At 70.2% G+C, this 13883-nt stretch carries 5 protein-coding genes; all 5 read left to right on the forward strand.

The genetic code is table 11. The features are described 5' to 3' along the window. The first annotated feature begins 2 nt into the window (after nt 1-2). Nucleotides 3-6299, forward strand: coding sequence for a type I polyketide synthase (locus tag O4G76_RS01385; RefSeq protein ID WP_269395632.1), 6297 nt, complete (start codon nt 3-5; stop codon nt 6297-6299). 6 nt (nt 6300-6305) lie between these two features. Continuing rightward, nucleotides 6306-7274 (forward strand): glycosyltransferase, encoded by a 969-nt coding sequence (locus O4G76_RS01390; RefSeq protein ID WP_269395633.1) that lies wholly within the window; start codon nt 6306-6308, stop codon nt 7272-7274. Then, nucleotides 7271-11842, forward strand: a complete 4572-nt coding sequence (locus O4G76_RS01395) for a MupA/Atu3671 family FMN-dependent luciferase-like monooxygenase (protein ID WP_269395634.1) — start codon at nt 7271-7273, stop codon at nt 11840-11842. Before O4G76_RS01390 ends, O4G76_RS01395 begins: the two co-directional genes overlap by 4 nt. Further along, nucleotides 11835-12491: a 4'-phosphopantetheinyl transferase gene (locus O4G76_RS01400; protein ID WP_269395635.1), complete on the forward strand. Its 657-nt coding sequence runs from the start codon at nt 11835-11837 to the stop codon at nt 12489-12491. The genes O4G76_RS01395 and O4G76_RS01400 overlap by 8 nt, the downstream gene beginning before the upstream one ends. Before the next feature lie 120 nt (nt 12492-12611). Then, a complete protein-coding gene (locus O4G76_RS01405) occupies nt 12612-13880 on the forward strand; it encodes a Wzz/FepE/Etk N-terminal domain-containing protein (RefSeq protein ID WP_269395636.1) in 1269 nt (422 codons plus the stop codon). The last annotated feature ends 3 nt before the right edge of the window (nt 13881-13883 follow it).

A 13883-nucleotide genomic window follows, 5' to 3' on the forward strand; every position in this document is an offset into this window, starting at 1 on the left:
TCATGCAGGAGGCGAAGGAACGGGATACGGGCGATATCGCCATCACCGGCATGGCCGTGGACCTGCCCGGCGCTGACACGCTCGAGGCGTTCTGGGGGATGCTGGCGGGAGGACGCAGCGCGATCCGTCGCCTTACCCCCGAAGAACTGGCCCGTGCGGGGGTGAGCGAGTCCGAGAGCCGCCGCCCCAATTACGTCCCTTTCGGCGCGCCGCTCGCGGGGCATGACCTGTTCGATGCGGGATTCTTCGGCCTGACACCGCGCGAGGCCGAGATCATGGATCCGCAGCACCGGCGCTTCATCGAGACGGCCTGGTCGGCGCTGGAGAACGCGGGCCATGTGCCCGAAGCTTTCGCGGGCGCGATCGGAGTCTATGCGGGCTGCGGTGCCAACGACTATTACATGCGCAACATCATGGGCAATGCGGAGCTGGTGGAGAACACCGGCGCCTTCCTGTTGCGCCATACCGGCAATGACAAGGATTTCCTCGCCACCCGTCTGGCGCACATGCTCGATCTGACCGGCCCGGCGGTCTCGGTGCAGACCGCATGTTCGACTTCGCTCGTGGCCATCCACATGGCGGCGCAGGCGCTGCTGACCGGCGAATGCGACATGGCTCTGGCGGGCGGTGTCACGATCGAACAGCCGCATGGCAGGGGCTATCTGTGGCGCGAGGGAGAGATCCTGTCGCCGGATGGGGCGTGCCGCGCCTTCGATCACCGTGCCGCCGGCACCGTGTTCGGTTCGGGCGCGGCGGCGGTGGTCCTCCGCAGGCTCGAAGACGCGCTGGCCGATGGCGACCACGTCTGGGCCGTGTTGAAGGGCAGCGCCATCAATAACGACGGTGCCCGTAAGGCCAACTACCTCGCCCCCTCGGTCGAGGGGCAGGCGCGGGCGGTGGCGATGGCCCAGCGCATGGCGGGCATCGAGGCCGGTTCCATCGGTTTCGTCGAATGCCATGGTACCGGCACGCCTCTGGGCGATCCGATCGAGGTGGCGGCGCTGACCCGTGCCTTTCGCGAAACGACCGAGGCCGCCGGCTTCTGCCGGATCGGCTCGGTCAAGACCGGGATCGGTCACACCGACACCGCTGCCGGCGCTACGGGACTGATCAAGGCGGCGCTGGCTCTGCACCATCGGACGATTCCCGGCACGCCGGGCTTCGAAGCGCCGAACCCGGCACTGGCGCTCGACGGATCACCCTTCGAGGTCGCGGCGGAAACGACGCCCTGGCCTCGGGGCGCCACGCCCCGCCGCGCCGGGGTCAATTCGCTCGGGGTGGGTGGCACCAATGCCCACGCGGTGCTGGAGGAGGCGCCGGAGCCCGTATCCCCGGCCGAAAGCGAGTGGCCGTTCCAGCTGCTCCGGGTCTCCGGCCGCTCCCGCGCCGCGCTCGATGCCACGGCAGCGCGACTGGCGGCGCATCTGCGCGCGCATCCCGAGCAGCCGCTGGCCGATGTGGCGCATACGCTGGCGGTCGGGCGCCGGGCGCTGCCGCATCGTCGCGTGCTCGTCGCCGAAAGCCATGCCGAGGCCGCCGCATTGCTCGAACGGTCCGATCCGCGCGCCGCGCCCACGCATCTGGCACAGGATATGCCGGAAGTGGTGTTCATGTTCCCCGGCGGCGGCGCGCAGCAACCGGGCATGGGCCGCGATCTCTACGAAACCGAGCCGGTGTTTCGAGACTGGATCGATCGCGGCTTCGCCGCCATGGGCGCCGAGGGCAAGACGTTGCGTGCGCTGTGGGACCCGGCACCCGGCGACGAGGCGCAGGCCGAGGCCATGCTGCGCCGCCCTTCGCTGCAACTGCCGCTGCTTCTGATCGTCGAGCACGCGCTGGCGCAGCTCTGGATCGGCTGGGGCGTGATGCCGGACCGGCTGGTCGGTCATTCGATGGGCGAGAACACAGCGGCGGTGCTCGCCGGTGTCATGTCCTTCGAAGAGGGTCTGGAACTGGTGCGGATGCGCGGCACGCTGTTCGAGCGGACCGAGCCCGGCGCGATGCTTTCGGTGGCGCTCGGCGCAGATGCGCTGCGCGAGGAGTTGGGCCCCGATCTCGATCTCGCGGCGATCAACGCGCCCGGTCTCTGCGTCGCCTCGGGGCCGGTGGCCGCGATCGAGGACCTTGCGGCGCGGCTCGAGCTTCGGGGAATCGAGAGCCGTCGTGTGCCGATCGAAGTCGCCGCCCATAGCCGCCTGCTCGATCCGATCCTGCCGCGCTTCGAGGCGCATCTGCGAAGCATGACGTTGTCGCCCCCGCGCATCCCGATCATCTCTAACCGCAGCGGCCACCTCCTGACCGATGCGGAGGCGACCGATCCCGCGTACTGGGTCGGCCATCTCCGCCATGCCGTCGATTTCGACGGGGCACTCCACAACATGGGCGAGGCCGCGCGGATCTGCATCGAGATGGGCCCCGGCGGCGTGCTTGGCATGCTGGCCGGGCAACAACCCGGGATCGGTCATGAGCGGGTGCTGCCGGGACTGCGGCCGCCGCAGGAGCCGGGCGGCGATGACCGCTGGATGGTCTTGGCGCTGGGTCGCCTATGGGCGATGGGCGGCCGCTTCGACGAGGCGCAGCTCGCGGGCGCCGGTCGCCGCCGCCTGCCGTTGCCGGGCTATGCCTTCGAGCGGACGCGTCATCATGTCGAACCGGTCCGCTCCGTGGCTGCCCCGGCCGTGGCGCCGCCGGTGCCGCGAGAGGAGGATGTCGCGCGCTGGGCCTGGCAGCCTGCTTGGGTGCGCCGCTATCCCGAGGGCACATTCGAGGCAGGGGACGACCTCGCGGAACTGCCGCCCGAGACCTGGCTCATCTTTCTCGATCGCACCGGGCTGGGGGCCGCCCTTGCGACGCGGCTGCGGGCTACGGGGCACCGTGTCGCGACCGTGACGGCGGCCGGGTTCGAGGCGCGCGCCGGCAGCGATAGCTGGCAGCTGCCGCCGGAGGCGGGCCAAGCGCCCGTCGAGCGCCTCTTGACGGCGCTTGAGCGCGAAGATCTGCTGCCGGACCGGGTGCTGCACCTGTGGAGCGTCACCGAGGCCACCGGTCCGGACCTGTCGCCGCTGCACGTCCAGTTGCTGCAGGAGCGCGGCTTCCTGAGCCTCATGCATCTCGCGCAGGCTTGGCACGCCACGCAGGGCGACAGGCCATTGCGTCTTTTGGCGGTAAGCAGCGGTGCGCATGCCGTGCGCCCGGGCGAGCGGCCCGATCCGGCCAAGGCGATGCTCGACGGGCCCGCGCTGGTGATCCCGAGGGAACTGCCGGGACTTGCCTGTTCGCGGCTCGATCTCGCGCCGCCGCGCCGCGCCACGCTTCGATCTCAGGTCGAGGCGGTGCTGGAAGAGGCGCTATCGCCGCCCGAATCCGCGCCGGTGGCTTGGCGCGACGGCATTCGCCGGGTCCGGACGCCGCAGCGCGCCGCACTCCCCGCGACGCCCAGGCTACCATTGCGTCGCGGCGGTGCGGTACTGATCACCGGCGGCCTTGGCGGTATCGGCCTGACCTTGGCCGAAACCCTGATCCGCGATTGGGACGCGCCAGTTGCGATCATCTCGCGCAGACCCCTGCCTGCGCGCGAAGATTGGTCCAGCCATGTCGCCACGGGCGGTCCGATGTCCGAGTCGCTGCGTGCGCTGCTGCGGCTCGAGGCCTTGGGCGGGCGGATCGAAAGCTATTGCGCCGATATCACCGATCCCGATGCGATGCGCACCGCCCTTGCCGAGGCCGAGGCAAGGCTCGGTCCGATCAGCGGCGTGATCCATGCTGCCGGACGTCTTGACGACGCGCCGGTGCTGGGCCGCGCGGCCGAGGCGAGCGAGGCGGTGATCGCGCCCAAGCTGCAAGGGCTGATGGTGCTCGACACGCTGTTCCCCGATGGTCGGCTCGACTGGATGGCCCTCTGCGCCTCCAGTTCGGCCTGGACCACTCCGGCGGGGCAGGCGGATTACGTTGCCGCAAACGCCGCACTCGACGCCTTTGCGCTGGCCCGCTCGGGCGGCGCGACTCGTGTGGTGGCGATCGACTGGGGCATCTGGGCCGATACCGGCATGGCAGCCGGGGCGGCCGTGCCGGATGCGGGAGAGGCGGCGGGCGCGCCCACTGCCCTGCCGATGCTGGAGCGTCGCGAGATCATCGAGACCGCGATCGGCGAGGAAACTGTCTTCACGGCTCGGTGGACGCCTTCCGAGCGTTGGTTTCTCGACCAGCATCGGACAAGGGCGGGTGACGCCTTGCTGCCCGGCGCGGGCTATGCCGAGCTTCTGGCCGAGGCGGTCGGCCCCGAGGGCTTCACGCCGTTCGAACTGCGCGATCTGCGGTTCTTGGCCCCGCTGCGCACGCCCGATGGCGGCGCGACCCGGCTGCGGCTGCGGCTGTCGCCGGGCGACGACGCAGGCAGGGTCGAGGTCGAGGCCGCGCCACCGGGCGAGCCATGGGGACCTGTCGCCATGGCCCGGCTGCTGGCGACAGGTGGCACACCGGGCCGCATCGATCCGGCGGCCATCGCAGCGCGGCTGCCGGCGCCCGGACCGCTGAGCCTGCCGCAGGCGGTGCATCTCGATTTCGGGGCGCAGTGGCAGGTCACGGGCGAGGCGGCGCTGAGCGAGGATGAAGGGCTGGCTCGGCTTCGGCTGCCGCCGGATGCCAGCACCGGCCTCGCGCTGCATCCGGGGCTCTTGGACATCGCAACCGGCTGGGCGATCGGAATGATCGCGGGCTATGATCCGGCGCGGCTCTGGGTGCCGGCGGGCTATGCGCGGCTGAGCGTCCATGCGCCGTTGCCTTCGGAGATCCTGAGCCATGTCCGGCTGGTCGAACAGGCGACCGGCAGGGCCCGGTTCGACATCGTGCTGGCCACCCTCGAGGGCGAGATTTGTGCCGATATGTCCGGCTTCGAGCTGCACCTGCTGCCGGCGGAGGCCGGTTTTGCCGCCGGCGCGACGGCCATGACCTTGGAACAGCCAGTGCCGCAGGACCGGCTGAGCGATGCCCGCCGCCATGGCATCCGGCGCGAGGAGGGCGGGCGCGCCTTCATCGCGGCGATGGGGGCGGGGCTGTCGCAGGTCGCCATGACGGCGCAGCCGTTGCCCGCGCTGATCGGGGAGGCGGCGGTGTCGCCTCCGGCTTCGGAACCGGTCGCGCCCGCCGATCCTGTCGCCGCCGGGTTCGAGACCGAGATGGAAGCGCGGCTCGCCGCGCAATGGAGCGCGCTGCTCGGCGTGGCCGATATCGGTCCAGATGACAGCTTCTTCGACCTTGGTGGACATTCACTGATCGCGGTTCGGCTCTTCGCGGCGATAAGGCGGGAAACCGGTACCGCGCTGCCGATCTCGGCGCTGTTCGAAACGCCGACGATCCGCGGCCTCGCGGCGCGGCTTGCAGGAGACGCCTCCGCTCCGGCAGCAGTGGAGGCGACCGGAAGGCCGGGCGCGGCCCCGGCGATGATCTCCGGCCTAGGCGACGCGGTGCATCTCGTGCCGCTGAGCCAAGGCGGCCCGGGGGCGCCGCTTTTCCTCGCGGCGGGCATGTTCGGCAACGTGATGAACCTGCGTCATCTCGCGCAGCATCTGGGCGAAGACCGGCCGGTCTGGGGTCTGCAGGCACGCGGCGTCGCCGGCGATGTCCCGCCGCATCAGGATTTCGTCGCGGCGGCACGCGATTGCCTTGCCGAAATGCGTCGCGTTCATCCCGACGGGCCTTGGTTGCTAGGCGGCTATTCGGGCGGTGGCATCACGGCACTCGAAATCGCCCGGCAGCTGCGCGCAGAAGGCGACAAGGCGGAGGCGTTGCTGTTGCTCGATACGCCGCTGCCGGTCCGGCCGTCGCTAAGTCTGCGTGACCGGATCGCGATCCAGGCGATCGAGCTGCGCAGGGGAGGGCTGCGCTATCCAGCGCAGTGGGCATCGCGGCGCCTGCGCTGGGAGATCGACCGCCGCCGCTTTGGGCGAGACGCCGCGCGCCCGGTCGAAAATCAAGCGGACGCCGCTCTGGAAACCGCCTTCTACGTCGCCTCCGCCGCCTATAGATTGGAGCCTTGGGACGGGCCCATGACGCTGTTCCGACCGCCGCTGAAGGGGCAATGGCGATTGCCGGGCGGGCGACTAGTGAACAAGGAACGGCAATACGTGGTGCATGACAATTACTGGGGCGAATGGGCGTCCGCGCTCGAAGTGGTCGAAGTGCCGGGCGATCACGACACCATGGTGCTCGAACCCAATGCGCGCGCTCTCGCGGCCCGGATGAAGGCGGCGCTCGAAAGCGCCGTCGCTGGGGACGTGCCGAAACTACATGCGGCGGAGTAGCGCGCGATGACATCTGTTCTGACGGTGATCCTGAACTGGCGCACGCCGGAGATGACACTGCGCGCCGCCGAAAGCGCGGTGGCCGCGATGGCCGGGATCGAGGGCGGGATCGTGATCGTCGACAACGATTCCGGCGATGGCTCGGAAGAGCGGCTGCGCGCCGGCGTGGCCGCGCGCGGCTGGGGGGACCGGGTGCGCGTGGTGCAATCCGGCCGCAATGGTGGCTTCGGCGCGGGCAACAACGCGGGCATCCGCGACGCCCTCGCCAAGGGCGAGCGTCCGGACCTTGTCTACATCCTCAACTCCGACGCCTTTCCCGAGCCCGGGGCGATCGCCGCTCTCGTCAAGCACTTGGCGGACCATCCCGCGGCTGGTCTTGCCGGGAGCCTGATAAGCGATCCGGACGGCACGCCGCATCTCGCGGCCTTCCGCTTTCCCTCGCTCTTGTCCGAGATCGAGGGACCGTTGCGTTTCGGCCCTGTCTCGCGGCTTTTGTCGCGACGAAGGGTATGGATGGAGGTGCCGGAGCAGACCTGTCGGGTGGACTGGGTCTCGGGGGCCAGCCTGATGATCCGGCACGAACTGTTCGAGCGGATCGGCGGTTTCGACGAAACCTTCTTTCTCTACTTCGAGGAAACCGACCTTTGTCGCCGCGCGCGCGACGCGGGCTTCGAGACCCATTTCGTGCGCGAAAGCCGCGTCACCCATATCGGATCGGTCTCGACCAGGATGAACGAGTGGCGCCGCGTTCCCGACTACTGGTTCGAGTCGCGCCGGCACTATTTCCGCAAGCATCACGGCGATGCGGGTGCGGCCGTAGCGACGCTGCTGCATCTCGCGGCAGGGGGGCTTCACCGGCTTCGCTGCGTTGCGATGCGGCGCGATCCGGGCGATCCGCCGCGATATCTGCGCGACTTGCTGCGTCACGAATTGCGTCATTTGCGGGCGACCCGGGCAAGGGAGGAGGCGGCATGAGCGGCAGCGTTGCACTGATCGGCGCCACCGCGTTGAGCCTCGAGGCCGCGCGGTCGCTGCGCGAAGCGGGTTTTCGGCTGGCGCTGGTGGCGAGCCGCTACCCGGAACTGGATGCCTTCGCCGAGGAGCACGGCATTCCCCGGCACGATCCCGACCGGCTCGACGACCTGCCCGAGGGCATCGACTGGCTTCTCAGCGCCGGGAATCTCGACTTGGTGCCGGCCCCCGCGCTGGCGCGCTTCGCCGCAGGCGCCATCAATTTTCATGATGGACCGCTGCCCGAGAGGGTCGGGCGCAATGCGCCGGTCTGGGCGCTGCTCGAAGGCGCACGTCGCCATGCGGTGACGTGGCACATGATGACGCCGGGCGTGGATGCGGGGGACATCCTGATCCGTCGGGATTTCGACATCGACCCGGACGAGACCGCGCAGAGCCTCAATGCCCGTTGCTTTGCGCTGGCGCTCGAAACCCTGCCGGAGTTGATCGATCAGATGCGCCACGGGCTCCGGCGCCGACCGCAGCCTGCGATGGAAGGCCGGATGCACCGCGCCGCCGACCGGCCGGATGCAGATGCGCTGATCGACGGGCGTGGCCCGGTCGATGCGGCACTGCGATTAGTCCGGGCGCTCGATCACGGTGCGCATCCGAACCCGCTCTGCTGCCCCAAGCTCTCGCATGAAGGTCGGTTGCTGCTGATCGGCACGGCGCAGCTGCTGGAGTCAAGGGCGCAGCCCGAACCGCCCGGCACGATCCGCGCGGCCATGGGCGACGCGTTGGAGCTGGTCTTCGAAGACGGTGTGCTGCGGCTTTCGGGACTATCTCGGCCAGATGGGGCGCCAGTCGCGCTGCCCAAGGCCGGTACCCGGTTGGCGCCGATCCGCGACGCTGCGGCGCTCACCATGCGTATGCAGCATGTCGCACGGGCCGAGCAGGGCTGGCGAAGGCGATTGGAGGCGCTGCGTCCGGTGCCGCTGCCCGGCCTCGCGACGGCTCTTCCGATGCGTCCCGACATGGCTGAGGAGCGCCGGGCGCTCGAACCGCGTGGGTCGGCGCGCCTTCGCGCCGCGGCCTGGGCGCTGCTGGCGGCGCGGCTCTGCGACGGTGCGGCCGATCTGGCGCTGGTTCGGCCCGCCGCAGAAGACCCTCATGTGGCGGGCTGGGTTCCCCTGCGTGTCATTCCGGAACCGGGAGAAAGCCTGTCGCGCTTCGCCGACCGGTTCGACGCGGAAATGCGCGCCGCATGCGCCGAAGACGGTTTCGCGGCGGATCTGCCGATGCGGCTGGGCCTCGTCCCGCCCGCCTTGGCACTGGGGCCGACGCGGCCGCCCGGGGCGCGTCTCGGCTTCGATCCCGAGTCTGGCATCCTGCGAGCGGCGGGCGGCACGCTGCTACCCGGTGCGCTGGATCTGCTCGCGGCGCGGCTCATGGCCATGATCGATGCCGATCCCGATACGGCCTGCACGGCGCTGCCCGCGATGTCGCCGGGCGAACGCGCTTTGCTTCTCGAGGACTGGAACGACACTGCGGGTCCGGTGCCCGAGGGGACGATTCACGCCGCCATCGCCCGTCGCGCCGCCACCGCGCCGGAGGCCGTCGCGCTGGTCTTCGGTGAGGAGCGCCTCACCCATGCGGAACTGGAGGCGCGCTCCAACCGCATGGCGCGGGTGCTGCGCGAAATGGGGGCGGGCCCGGGCATGCGCGTCGGGCTGCATATGGGCCGCTCGACCGAGATGGTGGTGGCGGCGCTGGCGGTCATGAAGTCCGGCGCCGCCTATCTGCCGCTCGACCCGGCCTATCCGCGCGAACGGCTCGCGCTCTATCTCGAAGACAGCTCTGCCGCGATCGTGGTCAGCGCCCCCGAGATCGCGTCGGATCTGCCGGCCGGCGAGGCGGCATTGCTGCGGCTCGACGACCCGCGACTGGACACGGCCGAGGCCGCGCCGCTCGATGAGGCCGCCACGGGTTCGGATCTTGCCTATCTGATCTATACCTCGGGCTCCACGGGCCGCCCCAAGGGGGTGATGATCGAGCACCGCCACGTGCTGAATTTCTTCGAAGGGATGGACGAGCGGGTGCCGCACCGTCCCGGCGACGCGCTGCTCGCCGTCACCTCGATCTCTTTCGATATCTCGGTGCTCGAACTGTTCTGGTCCTTGTCGCGCGGCCTCAAGGTCGTGGTCCAGGGCGACGAAGAGCGGCTCTTGACCTCCTCGGAGACGACGCCGGTGACCGCTGTGGCCGGGCCGTCGCTGAGCCTGTTCTACTGGGGCCACGAGGCGGGGGACACGGACGACTATTCCCTGTTGCTCGACGGGGCCCGCTTTGCCGACGCGCATGGGTTCGAGGCGGTCTGGACGCCCGAGCGGCATTTCCACGGCTTCGGCGCGGCCTATCCCAACCCGGCGGTGACCGGTGCGGCGGTGGCGGCCGTCACCTCGTATGTGGCGATCCGCGCGGGCAGCTGCGTCGCGCCGCTGCACCACCCGGCGCGGATCGCCGAGGACTGGGCGGTGATCGACCGGCTGTCGGGCGGGCGTGCAGGGGTGGCGCTGGCGGCGGGCTGGCAGCCTCAGGACTTCGTGCTGCGCCCCGAGGCGGCGCCGCCCGCCAACCGCAAGGCGCTGCGCGACGCGGCCGATGCCGTGCGCCGTCTGTGGCGGGGCGAAGCGGTGGCCTTTCCCGACGCGGCAGGCGATATGCAGGAGGTTCTGACCCGACCGCGCCCGGTCTCGTCAGAGCTGCCCTTGTGGATCACCGTTGCGGGCAACCCCGCGAGCTGGCGCGAGGCGGGGCTGGCGGGCGCCAACGTGCTGACGCATCTTCTGGGCCAGAGCGTCGCGGATCTGTCCTCGCGGATCGCCGAATGGCGCGCTGCGCTGGTCGAGGCTGGGCACGATCCGGCGTCGCGGCGGGTGACGGTGATGCTGCACACCTATCTCGCCGAGAGCCGCGCCGCCGCCCTCGAGGTGGCGCGCGGCCCGATGATCGATTACCTGCGCTCGGCCAACGGGCTCATTGCGCGACATGCCGCGGAATTCCCGGCGTTTCGTCGTGGAAGGGGCGATGCGGTCGACCCCGGCGCCTTGACTCCCGAAGAGGAAACGGCGGTCCTCGACCACGCCTTCGAACGGTATTTCGAAGAGCAGGGGCTTTTCGGCACAGTCGAAGACGGCTTGGCCCGGATCAAGATGCTGCAGGCTGCCGGGGTGGACGAGATCGCCTGCCTGATCGATTTCGGGATCGCACCGGCTCAGGTGATGGAGGGGCTGCCGCGCCTCGCGGCGCTGGCGCAGCCGGGACGTCCTGCGGTCGATGATGCCGGGCCACCCCCGAGCGACCGGTCGATCGCGGCGCAGATCCGCCGCCATGGTATCACCCATCTGCAATGCACCCCCTCGATGGCCCGGATGCTTGCCGCCGACGCGGTGAGCCGCGCCGCGCTGGGAGGTTTGCGGCACATGCTCGTGGGCGGCGAGGCGCTGCCCGCCGCGCTGGTCGAGGAATTGCGCGGAGCCGGGGTCATGCATCTGGAAAACATGTACGGTCCGACCGAGACCACGATCTGGTCCACCAGCGCCACGATAGAGGCGGGTCTGCCGGCCTCGGTGATCGGTCGGCCGATCCGCAACACCCGGACCTATGTACTCGACGCGCAGATGTCGCCCTGCCCGGTGGGGGCGGAAGGCGAGCTGTGGATCGGCGGCGCGGGCGTGGCGCGCGGTTATTGGGAGCGGGCCGAACTGACCGCCGAGCGGTTCCGCCCCGACCCCTTCCGGCCGGGCGAGCGGATCTACCGAACCGGGGATCTCGCACGCTGGCGCTCCGATGGGGTGCTCGATTTCATCGGCCGCGCCGATGGGCAGGTGAAGCTTCGCGGCCACCGGATCGAGTTGGGCGAGGTCGAAGCGGCCCTCGACGCGATCTCGGGTTTTGGCCCCTGCGTCGCCGTGATGCGCGAGGACACTCCCGGCGATACGCGGCTCGTGGCATATCTGGAGACCACGGAGACAATCGACGAGGCGGAGTTGCGACGCGAACTGGCGACGCGTCTGCCGGCGATCATGGTGCCGACGCGGATCGTTGCTCTCGAGCGGTTTCCGCTGACGCCCAATCGCAAGACCGACCGCGCCGCCTTGCCGCCGCCGCCGGCACACCGTGCCGCAGTCTCGTCCACGCCCATGCCCGCAGACCCTGCGCCGAGCCCGGCAACCATCAAGGTCGCGGGCTTGCGTCGCGGTGCCGCCGCAACCGAGATCGCGGAGATCTGGCGGGAGCTTCTGGGGATCGAGGCCGTTTCGCCGAACGATAGTTTCTTCGATCTCGGCGGCCATTCCCTGCTGGCGGTGCGGGCGCATCGCGAAATTCGCGATCGGCTCGGCCTGCCGGATCTGAGGATCACCGATATCTTCGGCCTGCCGCGCCTGGCCGATCTCGCGGCCCGGATCGAGGCGGAGCTGACCGCGCCCGAGGCCGCCGAACCGGTCGCACCGCTCGCTTCGGCGAATGCACGGGACGAGATCATGGCGCGCCGCAGGCAGCTGCGGGCCCGGCGCCAAGGTCTTGGTTGAGCTTGCCGCCCTGATCGAGAGGCTTGGCGGTACTGGCACCGCCGCCGCGGTGGTGCGCATCGGTGCCGGACATGTGCTCTGGCCCGAAGAGGCGCCAGCCATGGCGCGGGCCCGTCCCGCCCGGCAAGCGGAGTTCGCCGCCGGGCGGGCGGCGGCGCGGCTGGCGATGGAACGGCTCGACCTGCCGCCGCGGGCGGTCCCGATGGGACCGGATCGCGCGCCTGTCTGGCCCCAGGGGATGCACGGCTCGATCAGCCATGATGACGGCCTCGCGGTGGCCGCTCTATGCCGGGGGGGCGATCTCGGTCTGGATCTGTCCGCCGCCTTGCCGCTGGAGCCCGCGCTCTGGCCCGAGATCGTCCTTCCGGGCGAAATCGAGGTCACCGGGCTGGAGCCGGGCCTTGCGGCCCGGCTCGTCTTCGGGGCCAAGGAGGCTGCCTACAAGGCGCAATATCCTCGGAGCCGTGCCCTGCTCGGCTTCGATGCCATGCGCGTTCAGGTCACGGGCGAGGGCCTTGCGGCACGGCTGTTGCGAACGGCCGGACCTTATGGGGCCGGGACCGTATTTCGCGGGGGGTGGGGGATATGTTCCGATCGCCTGATCGTGGTCATGCGGGCGCCGCCCGGGTTTCGCGGCCTGCAACAGTGAGTTGACCGGGCGGTTCGCCATGGTCAGATGATGCCCGAGGCCCTAGATTGTGGCTTGGGTGTGGCGGAAATTGGACCGGCGCGGGTGGCCTTCGGCCCTCGCGACGAACGGGAGCTGGTCATGGAACATCTTGCCTCACTGCGCGACCTGCGCGGCGCGCTGCGCCGCCGGGCTTGGGCCATCGCCCTTGTCTGCGTTCTGGGAATTCCATTCGTTCTCTGGTTCGCGATGACGCGTCCGCCGGTCTTTCAGGCAACGGCGGTGATCCAGATCGAGACGCCGCTGGTCGATGCCGGGGGCGACGCCGCCGTCATCGCCGACACGCAGCTCGACCTGATCGAGCAGCAGGTGATGGCGCGCGAGAAGATCCTCGAACTGGCCGAGCGGTTCGATCTGTTCGCCCTCTTGCCGCCGCATGAGCGGCTGGTGCAGACCCGCGCCTCGATCGAGATCACCAAGCTGGTGAACCCGGCCTTGGCCTGGCGCCCCGAAACCGTGCCCTCCGGCTTGTCGATCACGGTCGAACTCGACGAGCCACAGCTGGCTGCCGATCTCGCCAATGCCCTGTTGCAAGAGATCGTTACCGCCGCGCAGAGCCGGCGCGAGGGCCGCACGGCGCGCACGCTCGATTTCTTCGAAAGCGAGGAGGCGCGGCTCGGCGCGGAACTGGCCGCGCTCGAGGAGGAGTTCGCGCGGTTCCAAGAGGCCCGCTTCGACTCGCTGCCCGGCAGCCTTCCGGCCCAGCGCGAACAGCTCTCGGGGCTCGTGGCGCAGCGGATCGACCTCGAACAGCAGATCATCGCCTTCGAGACCAGTTCGGACCGGCTGCGGGAGGACGAGCTGACGCGTCGCCGCAGCCTGCTCGAACAGCAACGGCAGCTGATCGCCGACAATATCGCCCGGATCGAGGCGGCACTCGCGGCCGCGCCTGAGACCGAGCGCCGCTACAACGATTTCGTGCGCCGCCGCGAACAGCTGCAGCAGGCGCTCTCGGCGGTCACCGCCCGGCGCACAGAGGCCGCGATGGCGCAGCTGCTCGAAAGCCGTGACGAGACCACGCGCTTCGAGATCCTCGAACGGGCGGTGCCGCCCGATTACGCGGTCTCCTCCTCGCGCCGAAAGATCGCGGTCGCAGGCGGGTTCGGCGTGCTTCTGGCGGCGCTCGGCCTCGCGCTTTCGCTCGAGGCGGTGAACCCGCAGATCCGCACCGCCGCGCAGATGGAGCGGGCGCTCGGCGTGCGGCCCGTCGTGGTGATTCCCGAATTGGATCGGCGTCAGGCGCGGCGTCGCGCCCGGGCAGCGCAGCGGCGGGATGCCGGGCGTTTTCTGGGGATTTGGGGCCGGCTGCGCAGCGGCATGCGGGGGTGGTGGCGCCGGTTGCCGATCTGATCT

The organism is Limimaricola sp. G21655-S1 (assembly GCF_027213785.1).
Lineage (GTDB): Bacteria > Pseudomonadota > Alphaproteobacteria > Rhodobacterales > Rhodobacteraceae > Limimaricola.

What these genes read in the sequence shown, in the direction of transcription:
- O4G76_RS01385 (WP_269395632.1), top strand. Translation starts at nt 3, where the DNA reads ATGCAGGAGGCGAAGGAACGGGATACGGGCGATATCGCCATCACCGGC.
- O4G76_RS01390 (WP_269395633.1), top strand. Translation starts at nt 6,306, where the DNA reads ATGACATCTGTTCTGACGGTGATCCTGAACTGGCGCACGCCGGAGATG.
- O4G76_RS01395 (WP_269395634.1), top strand. Translation starts at nt 7,271, where the DNA reads ATGAGCGGCAGCGTTGCACTGATCGGCGCCACCGCGTTGAGCCTCGAG.
- O4G76_RS01405 (WP_269395636.1), top strand. Translation starts at nt 12,612, where the DNA reads ATGGAACATCTTGCCTCACTGCGCGACCTGCGCGGCGCGCTGCGCCGC.